The organism is Streptomyces sp. NPDC050759 (assembly GCF_044456945.1).
GTDB lineage: Bacteria > Actinomycetota > Actinomycetes > Streptomycetales > Streptomycetaceae > Streptomyces.
The window spans coordinates 97,738-117,563 of sequence record NZ_JBITGI010000010.1 but is presented as its reverse complement, the minus strand read 5'-3'; the positions used below and the strand labels follow the sequence as shown (position 1 = coordinate 117,563).

Here is a 19,826-nt window from a genome sequence, read left to right as displayed (position 1 = left end):
ACACGCACCAGGACCGGCCGGGAGGCACAATAGTGATCATGACCACGACGTCGTCGCTCGCCTTCCAGCCGGTCCTGGAACGCATCGCCGAGGAGATCGAACGGACCCCGGGCCGGGGCCGCGCCGCCGACTACATCCCGGCGCTCGCCGCCTGCGACCCGCGCAGTTTCGGCATGGCCGTCGCGGAGCTGGACGGCACGGTGTACGGGGTGGGCGACTGGCGGGAGCCGTTCTCGACGCAGTCCATCACCAAGGTCTTCACCCTTGCGCTCGACCTGGCCCGCGAGGGCGACCAACTCTGGGAGCACGTGGGCCGCGAGCCCTCCGGCAACCCGTTCAACTCCCTGGTGCAGCTGGAGTACGAGAACGGCATCCCGCGCAACCCGTTCATCAACGCGGGCGCGCTGGTGGTCACCGACCGCCTCCACAGCCGTACCGGAGACGCGGCGGGCGAGTTGTTGTCGTTCCTGCGCGCGGAGAGCGGCAACCCCGCCCTGGACTTCGACGAGGAGGTGGCCGCCTCCGAGTCCGCGCATGGCGACCGCAACGCCGCCCTGGCCCACTTCATGGCCGCGTACGACAACATCGACAACGACATCCCGGTCCTGCTCGACCAGTACTTCCGCCAGTGCTCGATCAGGGCGTCCTGCGCCGACCTCGCCCTGGCCACCACCTTCCTGGCCCGCCACGGCATCCGCGCCGACGGCACCCGCCTCCTCACCCTCAGCCAGGCCAAACAGATCAACGCCATCATGCTGACCTGCGGCACGTACGACGCGGCGGGTGACTTCGCCTACCGCGTGGGCCTGCCCGGCAAGAGCGGTGTGGGCGGCGGCATCATCGCGGTGGTCCCGGGCCGCTGCACCCTGTGCGTATGGAGCCCGGGTCTGGACGAGCGGGGCAACTCGGTGGCGGGGGTGGCGGCCTTGGACAGGTTCACGACGCTGACGGGTCTCTCCGTGTTCTGAGAGGGGGTGAGCGCGTCCCGCGCCCGACCACGCACCGGTCACACCCCGGTCGTCACCTCGTCGCCTTCCAGCCACCCGAAACTGACACGCTGCCGATGTGTTGGCCAAGGTTCCCGTAGATCTCCGTCGCTGCCAGATCCTCGGTCTGGTCGGCACCGCCTTTCTCGCCGCGGGTGGTGAGACCTCAGGAGCGCTGCCCGTCCGCGAACTCCTCACCCCGGCCTCGCCCCAGGCGGCACTCGGCCTGGTCGGTGCCTACTTCGGCGTCGTCCTGCTGATCGCGGCCTGGCTCCTCCTCGGCCGCCTCGTGCGCAGCCCCGAGCAGCGGCCCAGCACGCGCGAGCTCATGGCCGTCCTCGTCATCTGGTCCCTCCCGCTGCTGCTCGCCCCGCCCCTGTTCAGTCGGGACGTCTACAGCTACCTCGCCCAAGGCGCCATGGCCGACGCCCACATGGACGTCTACAGCCATGGCCCCGCCCTGCTCGGCGGTCCCCTCGCGGACGAGGTCGCCCCGATGTGGCGCAACACGACCGCCCCGTACGGCCCCGTGTTTCTGGGCGTGGCCTCCGCGCTGGCCAAGGCGTCCCACGGCGAACTCCCGGCCGGGCTGCTCGGGATGCGGCTCGTCGCCCTGCTCGGCGTGGCTCTCATGGCGGCCGTCCTGCCGCGCCTGGCCCGCCACAGCGGCGCGGATCCGGCCGCCGCGCTCTGGCTCGGCGCCCTCAACCCGCTCGTGCTGCTCCACCTGGTCGCGGGTGCCCACAACGACGCCGTCATGCTCGGCCTGCTCGGCCTCGGGCTGGTCGCCGCCCTGGGCCGGTGGCCGGTCCTGGGCGCGGTCCTCGTGACGCTTGCCGCGCTGGTGAAGGCGCCCGCCGTCCTGGGGCTGGCGGCGATCGTCGTGCTGCGGATCCGGTCCGGTGACCACCCGGCGAGGGCCGTCCTGACAGCCGCCGTCTCGGCAGCCGCGACCACGGTCGCCGCCACGGCCGTCGCGGGCACCGGCTACGGCTGGATCGGCGCCCTCAACACCCCCGTGTCGTCCGGGAACTGGGCCCTCACCAGCCTCCTCGGCCGCGCCACCGGAGCCCTGCTGGAACGTCTCGGCAGCGACCTGGCCCCGCTGGCCGTCCCGGCCTGGCACGCCCTCGGTGTCGTGACCGCCGTCGTTGTCATCGGCCACATATGGCTGCGCCTTCGCCCGCGCCCCGTCTACGCCCTGGGCCTGAGCCTCGCCACCGTCGCCGCCCTCGGCCCGGCGATCCGTCCCTGGTACGCCCTGTGGGGACTGTTCCTGATAGCGGCTGCCGCGCCGAGCGCCTCGGTGCGGCACCGGGTGGCCGCCGTGACGGGCGTGCTCGCGCTCGCCACCCTGCCCAACGGCGGCCCGGCCGACGCCGGACAACTCGTCCTCGCCGTCTCCGGAGGTGTCCTCGCCCTGGTCGTGCTCGTCCAGGCCCACCAGACGGCCCAGGCCCCGGTGACGGGACATACGGCATGAGGACGTACGGCATGAAGGCGCCGACCACGGATCGCGGCCGGCTGCTGCTGGTCCTCGCCGCCGTCGCCGCCGTCACCGCCTTCACGGCGACCGTGCCGCTCCTGCGCGACTGGTTCGACCTGCGCGTCTACCACGGAGCGGTCGACACCTGGGTCCACCACGGCGGACGGCTCTACGACTACCGGGTGCCGGGGACGACGTACGGCTTCACCTACCCGCCGTTCGCGGCCGTCGCCATGCTCCCGATGGCCCTGTTCGACCTGCGCACCGCGATCGCCGTGGGCGTGCTGCTCAACCTGGCGGCACTGGCCGTGGTCGTGCGCCTCCTCACCGGCCGGGCCTGGCGGCGGCACGGCTGGTACGGCTGCGCTCTCGGCGCCTGCGCGCTCGCGCTGTTCGAACCGCTGCGCGACACCTTCAGTTTCGGCCAGGTCAACCTCCTGCTGCTGGCGCTCGTCCTGGTCGACGCGTGGCTGCTCGCGACGGGCCGGGAACGCCGGGCCGGTGTCGGAATCGGTCTGGCCGCCGCGGTGAAGCTCACGCCGGCCCTCTTCATCGGCCTGCTCCTGGTCGCCCGGCGCTGGCGCGCGGCGGCGGTCGCCACGGTCGTGGCCCTGGCGGCGACGGGGTTCGCGGCCGTCGTGGCCCCGGACGCCTCGCGTTTCTACTGGACCGACGCCCTGTGGGACACGACCAGGGTGGGCCGCCTCGACTACGTCTCCAACCAGTCGCTGCAGGGCATCCTGGCGCGGCTCGGCGAACCGGACCGGGCGGTCTGGGCGGTGGCCGTGGCGCTGACCCTCGGCGTCTGGGCCGTACGGGGCCGGCGGGCCGTGGTGGCGGGCGACTGGGCGGCCGCGTTCGCGCTGACCGGGCTGACCGCGTGTCTGGTGAGCCCGATCACCTGGGTGCACCACCTGGTGTGGCTGCTGCCCTCCTTCGCCGTCCTCGTGCGTAGCGGGCACCCACGGATCGCGGGGGCCCTGTACGCCGTCCTGTGCACCAGCGTGGTGTGGCTGTGGTTCGACGACGCGTCGGGTATCGACGGCTTCCTCGGCAGCAACATCTACACCTGGATCACCCTCGGTCTGCTGCTGTGGCTGCCTGTGGGTCAGTCGCGAGCGGCAGGCCCGAGCCGGGACCGCAGCGCCAGGGCCATCGACCCCGCACCGAGTCCGGCGGCGCCCAGGATGGCCCAGGTCTCCAGCCAGTCCGGCCCGTCGTCGTCCGGTGCGGCCGCCGCGGCGACCGGCACGGCGTCGGGCCCCGGCCGCGGTCTCGCCCGCAGCGCGTCCAGGGAGCCCACCGGATCCACCCGCCCGGCCGCGCCGAACCCCCAGTCGAGCAGCCGGCGCGCCTCCTCGTAGACCGCGAAGCCACCGCCCGACTGAGGGTTCATCACCGTCACGACCAGCGTCCGGCCGCCCCGCCGGGCGGCGGCGACGAGCGTGTTGCCGGCATGACTCGTATAGCCGTTCTTGATCCCGATCAGCCCGTCGTAGGGCTCCACCCCGTCGGCGCCGGTCAGCAGCCGGTTGGTGTTCCGGATCCCGTACGGCCATCCGCCCGGGCCGGGGAACATCGCCTCGGCCGTGCCGCAGTACCGCGCGAAGTCCTCGTTGCGCAGCCCCGCCCGGCCGAAGACCGCGAGGTCGTACGCGGAGGAGACCTGGCCGGGGGTGTCGTAGCCGTCGGGGGAGCGGACGTGCGTGTCACGGGCGCCCAGGGCGCGCGCCTTGGCCTGCATCCGGGTGGCCGTCGTACGCCAGCCGCCGCTGAGCCGGGCCAGGACGTGCACGGCGTCGTTCCCGGAGTTCAGGAAGACCCCGCGCCACAGGTCGGCCACCTGGTAGGTCCGTCCCTGGGCGACCCCGACGAGACTGCTGCCGGGGCCGATGCCCGCGAGGTCCTCCGCGCCGACCGTGTGCCGGAGGCCGCCGGGCAGCACCGGCAGGACGGTCAGGGCGAACAGGGTCTTGAGCGTGCTGGCCGGCGGCAGCCTGCGGTGGGCGTCGTGCGCCGCGAGGACCTCCCCGCTGTGGGCGTCGGCCACCACCCACGACAGCGCGGACACGTCCGGGACCCGGGGCGCGCCCCGGTGCGGCCGGACCTGGGTGCCGGAGTGGTACAGCAGGTCGGGCGAAGCGGCCGCGGCCAGCGGTCCGCCGGGCGCGGCGGGGTCGGAGCCCGTGTGCGCGGCCGCCGTCGCGGGGGCGCACACCAGAAGTCCCGTCATGCACAGTGCGCAGGCCGAGACGGCAAACCGGGAGGGAAATCCGATAGTCATACCGCAAAGCTAGGAACGGACCGCCCCTGCATCGCGCTGGCCGGGCCGTGGGGCGGGCGCGAACACCCGGATGCCGCACACCGTCCGGCGTGTCGCGGAGCGCGCGGTCTAGCCCGCGGGCAGCGTCGGCTGGATGCGGCGCAGGAAGGTCGCGTTGTCCGGGGTCTCGCGCATGCGCTCCAGGAGGGTCTCCAGGTTGGCCTGGCCGTCCCGGCTCTGCAGTGCCCGGCGCAGACCGTGCATGGTCGCCAACTCGGCCGGGGGGAGGAGGAGTTCCTCGCGGCGAGTGCCGGAGGGGTTGATGGCGACGGCCGGGAAGACGCGCCGGGAGGCGAGCTCGCGGTCCAGCCGGAGCTCCATGTTGCCGGTGCTCTTGAGCTCCTCGAAGTAGAAGTCGTCGGCGCGCGAGCCGGTCTCCACCAGGGCGGTGGCGAGGATGGTCAGCGAGCCGCCCTCCTCGGCGAGCCGGGCGGCGCCGAAGAACTTCTTCGGCCCGATCAGCGCGGTGGCGTCGACGCCCCCGCTGAGGGTGCGGCCGTTGCCGGGGGCCGCGTTGTTGTGGGCCCGGCACAGCCGGGTCAGGGAGTCGAGCAGGATCACAACGTCCTCGCCGGCCTCGACGAGCCGCTTGGCCCGTTCGATCACCAGCTCGGCGAGCGCGATGTGCTCCTTGGGCGTGCGGTCGAACGTCGAGGCGTACACCTCGCCGCGCACGGAGCGCCGCATGTCGGTGACTTCCTCGGGGCGTTCGTCGAGCAGCACCACCATCAGGCGGCACTCGGGGTGGTTGCCGGCGACGGCGGCCGCGACCTGCTGGAGCAGTACGGTCTTTCCGGTCTTGGGCGGGGCCACGATCAGCCCCCGCTGGCCCTTGCCGACGGGTGCGATCAGGTCGGCGACCCGCCCGGTCAGGCCGGACGCCGGGTGTTCGAGACGGATCCGCTCGCGGGGGTGCAGCGGGGTGAGGTCACGGAAGTGACGACGGTTGGTGTCGGGCGTACGCCCGTTGACCCGGGCGACCTCGGTGAGGGCGCGCTGGGTGCCGCGCACGCCGTCGACGACGTCCCCCTTGCGCAGGCCGAACCTGCGGATCAGCGCGGGGGAGACCTGGAGGTCGGTGGGCGAGGGCAGCAGGCCGGCGGCGCGCAGGTGGCCCTTCCCGCTCGCGTCGATGTCGAGGACGCCGGTGACGGCCCGGACCGGGGGCTGCTGCTGGACTGGAGGGTGTTCGAGAGTGGTGGTCATGGTGGTCTGTCCTTTCGAGGACGGAAGGCATGGAACATGCGGAAGGAAGGGGGGAAGCCGCGAGAGGGAAGGCGGACAGCGCCTTCGGCGGCGGGAAACAGCACCTCGGATATGGCACGGCCACTGATCACGAGGTGGTGAGGAGAAGCCGGTACAGCGACCGGCGAACTGAGGAGGAACTGGCACCGGCGCCCACAACAGGGCGTACACAAGTGCTGTTGGCAGACTAGCACGCGACGGTCAGCGATGGGCCAGAAGTCCGTAGAGAAGCGGGATCCGTGGCTCGGGGAGCCGCCACCAGCCGGACGGCGTGCGGTGCATGTGCGGCCAGCGCGGCCACGGCAGCTCCTCGCTCTCCCGGAGTCGCCGGACGCTCAGTCCCGACCCCGTCAACGCGCCCAGGACCTCACCTATTCCGTGCATCCACTCGTAGCTCTCGGTGGCCCCCTCGACGGGCGGGCCGTCGGTGTAGGTGCGGGTTGCGTCCCGGTGCACGGGCCCCTCGCCACCCAGGTAGTCGTGGCGCAGCAGCAGCTCTGGTCCCTCGCCCGGTGCGGGCTTCGGGCCCAGCGAGTTGAGCATCGGATGGAACTCGACGATGTACAACAGGCCGCCCGGACGCAGCAGTTGGGCGATCACGTCGGCCCATCGCTCGAGGTCGGGGAGGTAACACAGGGCGCCCTTGCCGGTGTAGACGACGTCGAAGCGCCGCCCGCCCAACGCCTCGACGGCGTCGTAGACGTTCGCCTTTACGTACTCGACGGCCACACCCGACCGCGCCGCGATGCCGGCCGCGGCCGCCACGGACGCCTCCGAGAAGTCGAGCCCCACCGCGCGGGCGCCCCGGCGGGCCAGGGCGAGCGTCTCCGTGCCGAGATGGCACTGGAGGTGGAGCACGTCACGGCCGGTGAGGTCGCCGAGGTCCTCCCACTCGAAGGCGGCGAACCAGCGTTCGGGATCGAGGTCCTGGTCGAGGCCGTAGAACCGGCTGGCGAGGTGGACGGGGGTGCGGGCGTCCCAGTTGGCCTGGTTGGCCCGCATCAGCCGCGCGTGCTCGTCGGACGTCATGCCACCATCCAACCAGCCGTACGCAGGCCCCTCGTTTTTTCGTGCGCGTCGGGTGTCGATTCGGGTCGGTCCTGTTCGTCGGGCGGGTGTAGGAAGCTCATGAGGACCGGGAGGATCCATGAAGTACATGCTGCTCGTCTGCGGCGACGACACCAACGACGCCTCGGGCATGGCCCCCGTCGAGCCCTGGGTCGAGGACCTGGGCGACCGTGGCGTACGGCAGCACGGGCACCGGCTCGCGCTGCCCGCCGACGCGGTCACCGTGCGGGTGCGCGGCGGTGAAGTGCTGCGCACCGACGGGCCGTTCGCGGAAACAAAGGAGTACGTCGCCGGCTTCGACATCCTGGAGTGCGACACCCTGGAGGAGGCCATCGAGGCGGCCGCGAAGCACCCCGTGGCCACGATCGGTGCCATGGAGGTGCGCCCGTTCTGGGAGGACGAGGACGCCGAGGGGGAGATCCGCCGCCTCGACGCGGAACTCACCCGGGCCGTCCGGGACCGCGACCTCACCGGGATGCTCGCCTGCTACGCCCCGGACGTCGAGGTGTTCCATCCCATGACCGGCCTTGAGCAGCGCGGGATCGACGCCTTCCGCAAGGCCCAGGAGTGGTGGTTCTCGACCGTCACCGGGCCCGTGGACCGCGAGGTGCTGGAGTTCCGGCTCCGGGTCGACGAGAGCGTCGCGTTCAGCCACGCGCTGGTGCGGATGCGGGCCACGCTGACCACGGGGGAACGCCTGGACAGCACCCTGCGGGTGACCACCGGCTACCGGCTGCCCGCCGACCGGTGGCTGATCGCCCACCAGCACACGTCCGTCGCGTTCGACGCCGGAATCGAGGAGGACCTGTCATGAAGTACGCCCTGCTGATCTGCACCCCCGTCGCGGGCGAGGAACTCAGCCCCGCCGAGATCGCCGAGGACCCCCGCTTCACCTCCTACATCGAGGAGGTCCGCGGGCGCGACCTCGTCAAGGGCGGCGCCCGTCTGCGCCCCGCCTCCGACGCCACCACCGTGCGCGTCCAGGGCGACGAGGTCCTGCTCACCGACGGCCCGTTCATCGAGTCCAAGGAGTACATCGCCGGAATCGACATCATCGAGGTCGCCGACCTGGACGAGGCGATCTCCCTCGCGTCCCGGCATCCGGCGGCGCTCGGAGGTGGCTCGGTGGAAGTACGGCCAGTGTGGGAGTGACACCCGAAGAGGCGGTCGCAGCCGCCTTCCAGGAGGAGTGGGGCCAGGTCGTCGCCACCCTGATCCGGGTGACCGGCGACTGGGACCTCGCCGAGGAGTGCGCGCAGGACGCCTTCGCCCAGGCCCTCGACCGGTGGCGGCGCGACGGCGTCCCGCGCCGCCCCGGCGCCTGGCTCACCACGACCGCCCGGCACCGGGCCATGGACGTCCTGCGCCGGGAGGCGGTCGGGGCACGGAAACTACGGGAGGCGGCGATGCTCACGGCACCCGAGGAGCCGTACGACGACAGCGGTGTCCAGGACGACCGGCTGCGGCTGATCTTCACCTGCTGCCACCCCGCGCTGCACAACGAGGCCCGGGTCGCCCTGACCCTGCGCACCCTCGCGGGCCTGACCACACCGGAGATCGCCCGCGCCTTCCTCGTCCCCGAGGCGACGATGGCACAGCGCCTGGTGCGCGCCAAGAAGAAGATCCGCAACGCCGGCATCCCCTACCGCGTGCCGCCCGCCCACCTCCTGCCCGAGCGCACGACCGGCGTGCTCGGCGTGATCTATCTGCTGTTCAACGAGGGGTACGCGGCCACCTCGGGAGCCGATCTCGTACGCCGGAACCTGTGCGCGGAGGCGATCCGGCTGGCCCGCGTGCTGGCCCGGTTGATGCCCGACGAACCCGAGGCCCTCGGTCTGCTCGCGCTGCTGCTCCTGCACGACGCCCGCCGCGAGACCCGGGTGGACGCGGACGGCGAACTGGTCACCCTGGAGGACCAGGACCGCACCGCGTGGGACCACGCCGAGGTCGACGAGGGCGCCGCCCTGCTGGAGACCGCGCTGCGCCGCGGCCGCCCCGGGCCGTACCAGATCCAGGCCGCCATCGCCGCCTGTCACACCACCGCCGCCACGGCGAAGGACACCGACTGGGCCGACATCGCCGCTCTCTACGGCGAGCTGGTCCGCTTCGTGCCCTCGGCCGTGGTCCGCCTCAACCGTGCGGTGGCCGTCGGCATGGCGCAGGGCACGGACGCGGGACTGGCGCTGGTCACGGAACTGGAGCAGGAGGGCGAGCTGAGCGGCTACCACCTGCTTCCGGCCACGCGCGCCGACCTGCTGCGCCGCAGCGGCCGTACCACCGAGGCGGCGCGGGCGTACGAGCGGGCCCTGGAGCTGGTGGAGAACGACGCCGAACGGCGCTTCCTCGAAAAACGTCTCGGGGAGTGTCGATCCGCTTAGCGGCCGTTCGTCGGTGGGGTGAAGGCAACCCCGAGACACGGAGGTCTCCATGACCGCCACCGACTCCCGCCGCTGGTACGCCCTTTGTCTGCTCTGTGTCGCCGGTTTCATGGTGATCCTGGACGCGCAGATCGTCGTCCTGGCCCTGCCGTCGATCGCCGACGGCCTCGGCCTCTCCGCGAGCGGCGCTCAATGGGTGATGAGCGCCTACCTGCTCAGCTTCGGGGGACTGCTGCTGCTCGGCGGCCGCGTCGCGGACCTGGTGGGCAGCCGCCGGGTCTTCATGACCGGCACGCTGCTGTTCGGGCTCTCCTCGCTGCTGTGCGGGTTCGCCGGTACGGCGGCCGTGCTGGTCGCCGCGCGTGCCGTGCAGGGCGTCTCGGCCGCTGTCATGGCGCCCACCGCCCTGTCGATCCTGCTGAACACCTTCGAGGAGGGCCCCGAGCGCAACAAGGCCCTCGCCCTGTGGTCCGGCAGCGGAGGCTTCGGCGCCACCGCCGCCCTGCTGATCGGCGGCCCCCTCACCGACGTACTGGGCTGGCAGTGGGTCTTCTTCCTCAACGTACCCGTCGCCCTGGCCCTGCTGGTCCTGAGCCCGCTGCTGCTGCGCGAGAGCCGCACCGAGGCGCGCACCCGCTCCTTCGACCCGATCGGCGCCCTCACCGCCACCGGAGCCCTGGTCGCCTGTGTGTACGCCGTCGTCGAGGCACCCCGCGCCGGATGGCTGTCGCCGCGGACGACCGGCCTGCTGGCCCTCGCCGTCGTCCTCGCCCTCGTCTTCCTGCGCACCGAGTCCAGGACCGCGGCCCCGCTCGTCCCCCTGCGCCTGCTGCGTTCCCGGACGGTGAGCGGCGCCAACCTGGTCGTGTTCCTGCTCGGCGCCACCGCCTTCGGGATGTCGTACACCCTGTCCCAGTACGGCCAGGGCGTCCTCGGCTGGTCGCCGCTGCGCTTCGGCCTCGCCAACGTCGTGATGCCGCTGGGCGCGGTCGCCGGGTCGTACGCCGGACAGGCCCTGGTCACCCGGCTCGGCGCCCGCCCGGTCGCCGTGGGCGGACTGACGCTGTCCGCACTCGCCGCCCTGCTGCTGGCCGGGGTGCCGGTGGACGGCGGCTTCCTGCGCGACCTGCTCCCCGCGCTGCTGCTCTTCGGACCGGGCGTCGGGGCCTGCGCGGTCGCGGGGTCCATCGCCGCTCTGACCGGCGTCGGCGAGCGGGACTCGGGAGTCGCTTCCGGCATCCAGACGGCCGCGTTCCAGATCGGCGGGGCCTTCGGGGTGGCTGTCGTCACCTCCGCGAGCGTGTCGCACACCGTCGGCACCGAGCGGCTCACGGCCCTGACGGCGGGATATCAGGCGGCGTTCACCGCGTGTGTCGCGCTCGCGGTGGCCGGCATCGGCTGCGCGCTGGTGCTGCTGCGCGCGCCGAAGGGCCGGACTGCGGAGCCCCTGCCGAAGGCCGTGGTCACGCGCCGTCGAGTGCGTTCGTGAGGCGCCACCTCGTCGACGGTTTCATCGCTAGGTGCGCCCGCACGAGGACCGGGTTCGCGGAGGCCATCAGCGGGGTCTCGATGCAACCGGGGTGGACGTTGCTGACGAGGCCGTGCACGACGTCCAACTCGCTCACGAGCGTGGCCCGGTAGTCGAGGCGCTGACGGTCGACGGGGTCGAGACCCCCTCACCGCCGACACCACCCGCACGGGTGCCCTCACCCTGACCGTCGCGGGAGCGCAGGAGCCCTGAGCTCAGGTGGCGGACGCGGCCCGCGCCTCCGCCTCCTTCGCGATCTGCTCGAACCGCGCCCCCATGGCCGCCGCCAGGGCCTGCGCGCCCGACAGCGGACGGACCATCACCATCAGCCGGTCGATCAGGCCGTTCTCGTCGAGGTGGATGAAGTCGCAACCGTCGAGCGCCCGTTCGCCGACCCGGGTCGCGAACACCAGCGCGTGCTCGCGGCCGTCCTCGCTGCTCAGCTCGCTCACATAGCGGAAGTCCTCGAAGACCTTGACGACGGTGCCCAGGATCGCCGCCGTGATGGCCTTGCCCTCGTACGGCTTGAACACCACCGGACTCGTGAAGACCACGTCCTCGGCCAGCAGGGCCTCCACGGCGTCGAGGTCACCCGCTTCCACCGCTTCTCGGAACGCTCGCATCCAGGCCTCCATAACCAATTTGTTGAGTAGGTGCAGAGTAGATTAATCACCTGCTGCTAGCCTGTCCACATGTCGCTCAAGTACGCCGTGCTGGCGGCCCTGCTGGAGGGCGAGGCCTCGGGCTACGAACTGTCGAAGTCCTTCGACGTCTCGCTGGCCAACTTCTGGCCCGCGACACCGCAGCAGCTCTACCGCGAGCTGGAAAGACTGGCGCAGGACGGGCTGATCGAGGCCCGCGTGGTGCAGCAGGAACGCAGGCCCAACAAGCGGCTGTTCACTCTCACCGAGACCGGCCGACGCCAGCTGAGCGCGTTCGCCGCCGAACCGCCCCGCAAACCGGCCGCTCTCCGTGACGAGTTCCTGATCAAGATCCAGGCCATGGACGGCGTCGACCCCGAGGCCACCCGGGCGCTGATCGAGGAGCGCATCTCCTGGGCGAGCGGAAAACTCGCCCGCTACGAGCGCCTGCAGGAGAGGCTCCTGGACGGCCGCACCGAAGAGCGCTATCTCGCGGAGGCCGAGCGGATCGGCCCCTACGTCACGCTCCTGGGCGGAATCACCCTCGAAACGGACGTCATCCGCTGGTGCGAGCGCGCTCTTGCCATTCTGAAACGCCGCGCTCCCCTAAGCTGACGCGGATGTTCAGCCCAGAAGGCCCCAGTCTCCGTGAACTCGCCGTGCAGGCGCTGTCGTCCGTCGAGCGCGGCTACGACCTGCTCGCCCCCAAGTTCGACCACACCCCCTTCCGTACGCCGGATCCGGTGCTGGACGCGGTCGCGTCCGCGCTCCGCCGCATGGGCCCCTTCGACGCCGGGCTCGACCTGTGCTGCGGTACCGGCGCCGGAGCCCGGGTGCTGACGCCGGTCTGCCGGGAGAGCGTGACCGGGGTCGACTTCAGCGCCGGGATGCTCGACGTGGCCCGGAAGCGGACGCGGTCCGGGGGACCGCGCGTGTCCTGGGTACGGGGTGACGCGCGCGCCCTGCCGTTCGCCCCCGCCTCCTTCGACCTCGTCGTGAGCTTCGGGGCCTTCGGCCACTTCCTGCCGGCCGAACTGCCCGGCCTGTTCGCCCAGACCCGCGAGGTGCTCCGGCCGGGCGGCACGTTCGCCTTCCCGGTCGTCGCCCCACCCCGCCCCTCGTCCCCCGCCTACTGGATGCTCCTCGGTTTCGACGCCGCTATGCGGGTGCGCAACGCCCTCTGGCGGCCGCCGTTCGTCATGTACTACCGGGCCTTCCGGCTCGCGGACGTACGACGGGAACTGGAAGGGGTCGGCCTTCGGGTGGAGCTGTACGCCCTGCCCGAGTTCGGCGTGCGCCGGGACGGCAGCCCACGGGTCCGGATGGTCGCGGCCAGGCGTCCGGTCCGGGCGGCCCGGACGGCCCTCCTGTCCGGGCCGTCGTGACCCCTCGCGGATGTCCCGCCGTCACAGCACGCTGTACAAGGCGTCGATCAGCGCCATCTTCCGGGGATCGTCAGCGATATGAGGACCCATCCGGTTCATCACGTAACCCAGTGAGACCGCCGCCTCCGGATCGGCCAGGCCGCACGATCCGCCGAAGCCGTCGTGTCCGAAGGCCCGCGGATTCGGCCCGTACGAGCCGTTCGGCCCGCTGAGCCACAGGCCGAGCCCGAGCTCCGTCTCGCTGTCGAGTCCCGCGCCCAGCACCAGGTCGCGGCACCTGCCCTGGCTCTCGCGGACCCGCTCGGCGGCCTCGGAGGACAGGACCCGGTGGCCGTCGTGGGCACCGCGGCCCGCGAAGATCCCGTAGAGCGCGGTGACGGCCCGGGCGGTGCCGTGGCCGTTCGCGGCGGGGATCTCCGCGGCTCGCCACTCAGGTGTGTTCGCCTCACCGGCCCCCGCCATGGGGTTGGCCAGGGCGGCGATCGCCGCGGGCGCCAACTGGGCGAAGATCGCGGCCTGTTCGCTTGCCGACGCGGCCGGCGGATGCACCAGCTCGGCGGCCCGTCCGGCCTCCTTCTCCGGCAGCCCGATGGTGAAGTCGATGCCGAGCGGCCCCGTCACCTCCCGCTCCAGGAAAGCGCCCGGCAGCAGCCCCGAGACCCGCCGGACGACCTCCCCGACCAGAAAGCCGTACGTGAACGCGTGGTACCCGGACACCGTGCCCGGCTCCCACCAGGGCTCCATCGCCGCGAGCCGCTCCGTCGTCAGCTCCCAGTCGAAGAGCTCGGCGAGCGAGTGGGGCTCGCGCAGCCCGGACAGCCCGGCCCGGTGCGACAGCAGGTGCCGTACCAGGACCTTCTCCTTGCCCGCGGCGGCGAACTCCGGCCAGTACGCGGCCACCAGGGCGTCGAAGTCGAGCAGGCCCCGGTCGGCGAGGATGTGGGCGCACAGGGCCGTCGGGCCCTTCGTCGTCGACCACACGTTGACCAGCGTGTCGCGCTCCCAGGCGCGGGTGCGGGCCGCGTCGGCCCAGCCGCCCCACAGGTCCACGACCGTCTCACCGCCGACCATGACGCTCACCGCGGCGCCCAGCTCGGCACGGTCCCGGAAGTTCTCCTCGAACGCCGTGCGTACCGCGGTGAAGCGCTCGTCGCAGTGGCCGTGGACAGGTGGCTGGTGCTCGGACATGGGCCCTCCGTCATCGCCGGAAGCCCGGACCGCGACACTGCGATCCGGGTCTGCCGAACATACCGACTGGTCGGACTGGAGGGAAGGTCTCACACGGGACTTCAGACAGGACTCAGGCGTACGAGCGCAGCCAGCCCAGCTTCGCCGCCTCCTGGTAGGGGCCGCCGCCCTCGTGGTCGTTGAAGTCGTAGACCTCGATGGCCTTGTCGTCGTGGCCCCAGGCGTTGAAGGCCGCGAAGACGGTGGAGGGCGGGCAGGTCTGGTCCTCCAGGGCCGCCGAGAAGAGCGCCGGCGTACGGCCGCGGCTCGCGAAGTGCACGCCGTCGAAGTAGGCGAGGGTGCCGAGGACGTCCTCGAAGCGGCCGCGGTGCGTCTTGAGGTAGAGGCCGATCTCCCGGTACGGGTGACGGTCCGTCACGGTCGCCGCGCGCGGGAAGTCGCACAGGAACGGCACGTCCGGGGCGACCGCCGCCAGGTCCGGGACCAGGCCGCCGACCGCGATCGAGATGCCGCCGCCCTGGCTGCCGCCGAGCACGACCGTGCGCGCCGGGTCGGTCAGCGGGTGCGAACGGGCCGCCTCCACCGCCCGCACCGCGTCCGTGAACACCCGGCGGTAGTAGTAGTTCTCGGGCGCGTCGATGCCCCGCGTCATGAACCCGGGGTACGCGGGCGCGCCGGCCACCGGGTCCGCGGTGCCGCCACCGCCGCCCCAGGCACTGCCCTGACCGCGGGTGTCCATCACGAAGTGCGCCCGGCCCGTCGACGCCCACAGCAGATGCTCGTGCGGCAGTCCGCGCCCGCCGCCGTACCCGATGAACTCCACGACCACCGGCACCGGGGCGGAGACCTCGGCGGGGATCGTGAACCAGCCCTTGACCGGGTGGCCGCCGAACCCGGCGAACGTCACGTCGTACACCTTGACCGTGGTCAGGCCCGTGTCGACGAGGTCGAAGCGGGCGTTCAGGTCGAACTCGCGGGCCTCCTGAAGGGTCTTGGACCAGAACGCGTCGAAGTCCTCGGGCTCGGTGGACTCGCTGCGGTACTCACGCAGCTCGTCGATGGGGAGGTCGAACAGGGCCATGTAGGACCGCCTTTGCGAAAGGGACAGTGCCGGATGATCACACCGTACGTGCGTGGTCGGACGACTCGCCAGGCCTTTGTGCTACCGGCTGGCTACCATGACGCCATGTCGACAGCCGTGGATCTGCTGGTCAAGGACGCCGGACTGCTGGTCGTGGACGGCGAGCGGGAGATCGCCGGCGGCTGGCTGGCCGTCACGAATGGTCGGGTCACCGCCGTCGGTACCGCGGGCACCGAACCCGAGGCCCGGACAACCCTCTCGGCGGCCGGCCGCCTCGTCACCCCGGGCCTGGTCAACACGCACCACCACATCTACCAGAACCTCACCCGCTCCTACGCCCCCGCCGTGGGAGGCTCCCTCTTCGACTGGCTGACCACCCTCTACCCCCTGTGGGCGGCTCTCGACGAGGAGGCCGCCTACGTCTCGGCGTACGTCGGCATGGCCGAGCTGCTCATGGGCGGCTGCACGACGTCCTCGGACCATCTCTACGTCCATCCGCGCCCCCGCCTCGTCGACGCGGAGATCCGCGCCGCCCGGGACATCGGCTTCCGCTTCCACGCGACGCGGGGTTCGATGACCCGCTCGGTGGAGGACGGCGGACTCCCGCCGCGGAGCGTCACCCAGAGCGAGGAGGAGGTTCTCGCCGACAGCGAGCGACTCATCAAGGCGCACCACGACGCCTCGCCGGGCGCGCTCGTCAGGGTCGCCCTCGCTCCCTGCTCCCCGTTCTCCGTCACCAAGGAACTGATGACGGCGACCGCCGAACTCGCGGAGCGCCACGACGTCCGGCTGCACACCCACCTCGCCGAGGACCGCGACGAGGACACCTACTGCCTCGAGACCTACGGCTGCCGGCCCGTCGAGTACTTCGAGGAGACCGGCTGGATGAGCGACCGCACCTGGGTCGCGCACTGCATCTACCCCAACGACGCCGAACTGCGCCGCCTCGCGGCCGCCGGCGTCGGCGTGGCCCACTGTCCGAGCTCCAACATGCTCATCGGCGGGGGGACCGCGCGGGTGGCGGAGATGCGCGAGCTCGGGATGCCGGTCGGCATCGGCTGCGACGGTTCGGCCTCCACCGACCACGCCTCGCTCTGGATGGAGACCAGGGGAGCGCTGCTGCTCGGCCGATACCGGGGCGGACCCGGCGCGATGACCGCACGTGACGCGCTCGATCTCGCGACCAGGGGCTCGGCCCGCTGTCTGGGCCGCGCGGACGAGATCGGTCATCTGCGCCCGGGGGCCTGCGCCGACCTGGTCGTCTGGGACCTGCACGAGGTGGCGCTCGCGGGTGCCCTCACCGACCCGGTGGAGGCGTGGCTGCGCTGCGGTCCGGCCCGCGCCTGGACCACGGTGGTCGGCGGGCGCATCCTCGTGGACCGGGGCGAACCCGTGCTGCCGGGGCTGACGGACGCACTGCGTACGCACAGGACGATCGCGCGCCGGATGCAGCAGGTGGCGTAGGCGCACCTGCCTGTGGAGACATCCCTCTCAGGGACATCTCTCTCAGGCCCGGCGGCGGGTCCACTGCGGTTCGGTGAGAGCCCAGTCCCGTTCCCACTCGGCGAGCCGGTGGCGGGCCGCCGCACCGCGGACGAGTGAGTGGCCGAGAAGGATCACGGCGATCGTGGCGCCCGCGCCACAGGCACCCATCGTCACCGTGTGCTGCCAGATCGCGGTCTCGTCCGGCGGCGGGGCCACGCTCCGGCCCCGGGAGTCGAACCACACGTCGACCTTCTCGCCCTGGTCGGTACCCGACGGGACCCGGGCGGTGGCCGTCTTCGCGGCGCCGCCGGCTTCCGTCCAGCGCACGGTCACCCGGTAGGAGCGCTCCCGGCCGCCCTGGACCGTGGGCAGCGAGTCCGGGACCCTGCCGACGACCTCCGCGCGGACCCGGTGGCGTTCGGAGCGCTGCGCGGCCGCCACCGCGCGGGCGTCGTCATGCGCCCACCAGCCCACCACCGCGCCCACCAGCGGGGCGCCCAGCAGCATCAGAGCGGCGACGACCAGCGCCGTCCACGCCTCGACGACGTCCGACCGGCGCCTGAGCGGATTACGCCGCCAGCGCCAGCCGCGCACCCGGGTTCGCATGTCGACCTCCGCACCACGCCCACCTGCGAGTGGCCACACAGATGTAGTACCCCTCCATCCGCGTCGTTCACTTGTGGGGGAGCGCACATAGGCACCCATGGTCAGCCGAAGCGCTCGATACGGATACGGTCCACCGGCTGACCGGCCTCCACCAGCAGCCGCGAGGCATGCTCGGCGAAGGCGTTGGATCCACACACATAAGCCTCCCACCCACCTTCGGGCTGCGCAGCCAGGAGCGGCGCCACATGTGCGGCCGCCATACGTCCCACCGGCACGCCCTGGGGGGCGCTCCGTGTGAACACCGGGGTCGTCTCGGCGCCGAGCTCCCGCGCGTAGATGAGCTCCTCGGGGCTGCGCGCCGACACCAGCAGCCGCAGTGGCACGGACAGCCCGCGCGCCCGGTGGTGCCGCACCATCGACATCAGCGGTACGACGCCGGAGCCGGCCCCGATCAGCAGCGCGGGCCGGTCACCGGGCCAGGCGAAGAACCCGCTGAGCGGACCGCGCACCTCGACCTCGTCACCGTGCCTCGCGACCGTGTGGAACCACCCCGAGACCTCACCGCCCTCCACATGGTCCAAGGTCAGCTCGATGTGCCCGGAGTCCTCCGGCGGGGACGCGATCGAGTAGTGGCGCTGGGCCGTGTAGCCGTCCTCGGCGGTCAGCCTCAGCATCAGATGCTGGCCGGGCAGATGCCCCTGCCAGGCGGGCACCGCGAAACGGAACGTGGCGGCGTACGGGGTCTCGCGGCGGACCTCGGTGAGCGTGGCGGTCTGCCACTCGGCGGCGGCGCGACTGCTCACGGCGATACGTCCTGGCACGGCGAACCGCGTGACGGGGGCGAAGGTCTCAGTCACCGGAGTACCGCTGCTCCTCCCACGGGTTGCCCCGCGCGTGATAGCCGTTCTGCTCCCAGAAACCCGGCTCGTCGTGATCCAGCAGCGTCAGCCCCGCGACCCACTTGGCGCTCTTCCAGAAGTACAGGTGCGGCACCAGCAGCCGTGCCGGCCCGCCGTGTTCGGCGGGCAGCGGCTTCCCGTCGTACTCCCACGCGATCCAGGCCCGTCCGCCGGTCAGGTCCGCGAGCGGCAGGTTCGTGGTGTACCCGGTGTGTGAGTACGCGACGGCATGGGTGGCGGACCCATGGGGCCGCGCCACAGCCAGGAACGCGTCCAGCGACACACCCGCGAACCGCACCCCGAACTTCGACCAGCTCGTCACGCAGTGGATGTCACCGTCGTAGGCCGACGCGGGCAGCGTGTGCGCCTCGTCCCAGTCCCAGGTGCGCGGCTCTTCGACCAGTCCGTCCACCCGGAACGTCCAGTCGGCGGGCGAGAGGTCCGGCGTGACCTCGGCGGAGAGCACGGGCCAGTCGTCGCCCGCGTCGTACTGGCCCGGCGGGAGCCCGGTGTTCTGGACGCGGGGGCGTCCGGTGAAGCCTCGGGTGACGTTCATGCCTTACACCGTACGCTGTCGCCGCGCGAGCTCCGTCCCAGGTCAGTGCCCCGATCATTGCGGCCGTATGAACACTGCGCGGGGCCGGGAATAGCCGTCGCGCACCGCTCCTTGGCGCTGGAGTGCCGGGCCGGTGTCCCGGTGTCAGCGCGAGGAGAGTGAGGAAAGCAGATGCCCAAGGCGTACGTCTTCACGCGGTACGGCGGACCGGAGACCGGCCACGCCCGCCGCAGGACGGTCATCGAGGTCGCCCGATGACCGCCGGCGCCCCGCACGTCCTCGACAACCCCGCCCTCGCCTCCCTGACCGGCCCGCACGCCCACTTCGCCGAGAAGCGCGGCCGGGTCCTCCGTTACCCCGTCGACGTCTCGCCGTGGCTGGCCATGCCCGACGCGCCCGACGCCGGCGACTGGGCCGACCTCGCGGCACTCGCGGGCCCCGGCGCCGAGGTACCACTGACGGCTTACGCGGGCCAGCTCCCGGAGGGCTGGGAGATCACGTTCAACGTCGAGGGCGTACAGCTGGTCGACGACGGCCTCACCACCGCTCCCGACCCGGAGGTGGCCCGCCTCGGCCCGGCCGACGTCCCCGAGATCCTCGACCTGATCGAACGGACCCGGCCGGGACCCTTTCTGCCCCGCACCATAGAGATGGGCACCTACCTGGGCATACGCCGGGGCGGTGCCCTCGTCGCGATGGCGGGGGAGCGGCTGCACCCGCCGGGCTGGACCGAGATCAGCGCGGTCTGCACCGACCCCGCCGTCCGCGGCCAGGGCCTCGCGACCCGGCTGGTCCTCGCCGTGGCGCACGGCATACGCGAGCGCGGCGAGACCCCGTTCCTGCATACCGGCGCCAGGAACACCGGTGCCATCCGGCTCTACGAGTCCCTCGGCTTCCGGCTCCGGCGCACCACCGCCTTCCTCGCCGCACGGGTGCCCGAGCGGTTGCCGGAGGCGGTGTCCTAGTCACCG

The 19,826-nt window shown here is 72.3% G+C and carries 20 protein-coding genes and 1 pseudogene; 11 read left to right on the top strand and 10 right to left on the bottom strand.

Annotated features, from left to right (window positions below; all coding sequences use genetic code 11):
* Nucleotides 1–38 precede the first annotated feature (38 nt).
* The 3 genes from ACIBJB_RS27905 (at nucleotide 39) to ACIBJB_RS27895 (ending at nucleotide 3,836) form a co-directional block, all read left to right on the top strand.
* Nucleotides 39–968, top strand: a complete 930-nt coding sequence (locus ACIBJB_RS27905) for a glutaminase (protein ID WP_398934243.1) — start codon at nucleotides 39–41, stop codon at nucleotides 966–968.
* 97 nt (nucleotides 969–1,065) lie between these two features.
* Nucleotides 1,066–2,469, top strand: coding sequence for a polyprenol phosphomannose-dependent alpha 1,6 mannosyltransferase MptB (mptB, locus tag ACIBJB_RS27900; RefSeq protein ID WP_398934241.1), 1,404 nt, complete (start codon nucleotides 1,066–1,068; stop codon nucleotides 2,467–2,469).
* An 11-nt stretch (nucleotides 2,470–2,480) separates the two neighbouring features.
* Nucleotides 2,481–3,836, top strand: a complete 1,356-nt coding sequence (locus tag ACIBJB_RS27895) for a glycosyltransferase 87 family protein (protein ID WP_398934239.1) — start codon at nucleotides 2,481–2,483, stop codon at nucleotides 3,834–3,836.
* An 83-nt stretch (nucleotides 3,837–3,919) separates the two neighbouring features.
* Here ACIBJB_RS27895 and ACIBJB_RS27890 read toward each other — a convergent pair.
* From ACIBJB_RS27890 to ACIBJB_RS27880, 3 genes and pseudogenes are all read right to left on the bottom strand, one after another.
* Nucleotides 3,920–4,705, bottom strand: a pseudogene (locus tag ACIBJB_RS27890) (D-alanyl-D-alanine carboxypeptidase family protein); the annotation flags it as partial.
* Nucleotides 4,706–4,864: 159 nt separating this feature from the next.
* Complete coding sequence (gene rho, locus ACIBJB_RS27885; RefSeq protein WP_398934237.1) at nucleotides 4,865–6,001, bottom strand: transcription termination factor Rho; 1,137 nt, start codon at nucleotides 5,999–6,001, stop codon at nucleotides 4,865–4,867.
* A 240-nt stretch (nucleotides 6,002–6,241) separates the two neighbouring features.
* Nucleotides 6,242–7,069 (bottom strand): class I SAM-dependent methyltransferase, encoded by an 828-nt coding sequence (locus ACIBJB_RS27880; RefSeq protein WP_398934235.1) that lies wholly within the window; start codon nucleotides 7,067–7,069, stop codon nucleotides 6,242–6,244.
* A gap of 118 nt (nucleotides 7,070–7,187) precedes the next feature.
* Between ACIBJB_RS27880 and ACIBJB_RS27875 the strand changes: the two genes are divergently transcribed.
* The 4 genes from ACIBJB_RS27875 to ACIBJB_RS27860 are packed head-to-tail and all read left to right on the top strand — an operon-like array spanning nucleotide 7,188 to nucleotide 10,975.
* A complete protein-coding gene (locus ACIBJB_RS27875) occupies nucleotides 7,188–7,922 on the top strand; it encodes an SgcJ/EcaC family oxidoreductase (RefSeq protein WP_398934233.1) in 735 nt (244 codons plus the stop codon).
* Nucleotides 7,919–8,260 (top strand): YciI family protein, encoded by a 342-nt coding sequence (locus tag ACIBJB_RS27870; protein ID WP_398934231.1) that lies wholly within the window; start codon nucleotides 7,919–7,921, stop codon nucleotides 8,258–8,260. The genes ACIBJB_RS27875 and ACIBJB_RS27870 overlap by 4 nt, the downstream gene beginning before the upstream one ends.
* A complete protein-coding gene (locus ACIBJB_RS27865) occupies nucleotides 8,257–9,486 on the top strand; it encodes an RNA polymerase sigma factor (protein ID WP_398934652.1) in 1,230 nt (409 codons plus the stop codon). The genes ACIBJB_RS27870 and ACIBJB_RS27865 overlap by 4 nt, the downstream gene beginning before the upstream one ends.
* Nucleotides 9,487–9,535: 49 nt before the next feature.
* Complete coding sequence (locus ACIBJB_RS27860) at nucleotides 9,536–10,975, top strand: MFS transporter (RefSeq protein ID WP_398934229.1); 1,440 nt, start codon at nucleotides 9,536–9,538, stop codon at nucleotides 10,973–10,975.
* Here the strand turns inward: ACIBJB_RS27860 and ACIBJB_RS27855 are convergent.
* Together ACIBJB_RS27855 and ACIBJB_RS27850 are read right to left on the bottom strand one after the other, a co-directional pair.
* Nucleotides 10,950–11,111 (bottom strand): hypothetical protein, encoded by a 162-nt coding sequence (locus ACIBJB_RS27855; protein WP_398934227.1) that lies wholly within the window; start codon nucleotides 11,109–11,111, stop codon nucleotides 10,950–10,952. The genes ACIBJB_RS27860 and ACIBJB_RS27855 overlap by 26 nt on opposite strands.
* A gap of 118 nt (nucleotides 11,112–11,229) precedes the next feature.
* Nucleotides 11,230–11,637 carry a nuclear transport factor 2 family protein gene (locus tag ACIBJB_RS27850; protein WP_398934225.1) on the bottom strand — a complete coding sequence of 136 codons (408 nt, stop codon included), beginning with the start codon at nucleotides 11,635–11,637 and terminating at the stop codon, nucleotides 11,230–11,232.
* Between the two features lie 69 nt (nucleotides 11,638–11,706).
* Here ACIBJB_RS27850 and ACIBJB_RS27845 point away from each other — a divergent pair, with 69 nt between their 5' ends.
* Entirely contained in the window at nucleotides 11,707–12,270 is a 564-nt protein-coding gene (locus ACIBJB_RS27845) for a PadR family transcriptional regulator (protein ID WP_398934223.1), read from the top strand.
* Nucleotides 12,271–12,275: 5 nt separating this feature from the next.
* Complete coding sequence (locus tag ACIBJB_RS27840; RefSeq protein ID WP_398934222.1) at nucleotides 12,276–13,040, top strand: class I SAM-dependent methyltransferase; 765 nt, start codon at nucleotides 12,276–12,278, stop codon at nucleotides 13,038–13,040.
* A gap of 21 nt (nucleotides 13,041–13,061) precedes the next feature.
* Here the strand turns inward: ACIBJB_RS27840 and ACIBJB_RS27835 are convergent, their stop codons facing one another.
* Together ACIBJB_RS27835 and ACIBJB_RS27830 are read right to left on the bottom strand one after the other, a co-directional pair.
* On the bottom strand, nucleotides 13,062–14,228 hold the full coding sequence (locus ACIBJB_RS27835) for a serine hydrolase domain-containing protein (protein ID WP_398934220.1): 1,167 nt from the start codon (nucleotides 14,226–14,228) through the stop codon (nucleotides 13,062–13,064).
* 112 nt (nucleotides 14,229–14,340) lie between these two features.
* Nucleotides 14,341–15,309: an acetylxylan esterase gene (locus ACIBJB_RS27830; protein WP_398934218.1), complete on the bottom strand. Its 969-nt coding sequence runs from the start codon at nucleotides 15,307–15,309 to the stop codon at nucleotides 14,341–14,343.
* Nucleotides 15,310–15,414: 105 nt separating this feature from the next.
* On the opposite strand from ACIBJB_RS27830, the gene ACIBJB_RS27825 reads away from it, so the two are divergent.
* Nucleotides 15,415–16,773: an 8-oxoguanine deaminase gene (locus tag ACIBJB_RS27825; protein WP_398934216.1), complete on the top strand. Its 1,359-nt coding sequence runs from the start codon at nucleotides 15,415–15,417 to the stop codon at nucleotides 16,771–16,773.
* Between the two features lie 42 nt (nucleotides 16,774–16,815).
* On the opposite strand, the gene ACIBJB_RS27820 is transcribed toward ACIBJB_RS27825, so the two are convergent.
* From ACIBJB_RS27820 to ACIBJB_RS27810, 3 genes are all read right to left on the bottom strand, one after another.
* Nucleotides 16,816–17,400 (bottom strand): DUF3592 domain-containing protein, encoded by a 585-nt coding sequence (locus ACIBJB_RS27820; protein ID WP_398934214.1) that lies wholly within the window; start codon nucleotides 17,398–17,400, stop codon nucleotides 16,816–16,818.
* Between the two features lie 101 nt (nucleotides 17,401–17,501).
* Nucleotides 17,502–18,257 (bottom strand): ferredoxin reductase, encoded by a 756-nt coding sequence (locus ACIBJB_RS27815; protein WP_398934212.1) that lies wholly within the window; start codon nucleotides 18,255–18,257, stop codon nucleotides 17,502–17,504.
* The gene (locus tag ACIBJB_RS27810) at nucleotides 18,250–18,855 is read right to left on the bottom strand and encodes a sulfite oxidase-like oxidoreductase (protein WP_398934210.1); all 606 of its coding nucleotides are present in this window, start codon (nucleotides 18,853–18,855) and stop codon (nucleotides 18,250–18,252) included. Before ACIBJB_RS27810 ends, ACIBJB_RS27815 begins: the two co-directional genes overlap by 8 nt.
* 254 nt (nucleotides 18,856–19,109) lie before the next feature.
* Between ACIBJB_RS27810 and ACIBJB_RS27805 the strand changes: the two genes are divergently transcribed.
* A complete protein-coding gene (locus tag ACIBJB_RS27805) occupies nucleotides 19,110–19,820 on the top strand; it encodes a GNAT family N-acetyltransferase (protein WP_398934208.1) in 711 nt (236 codons plus the stop codon).
* The last annotated feature ends 6 nt before the right edge of the window (nucleotides 19,821–19,826 follow it).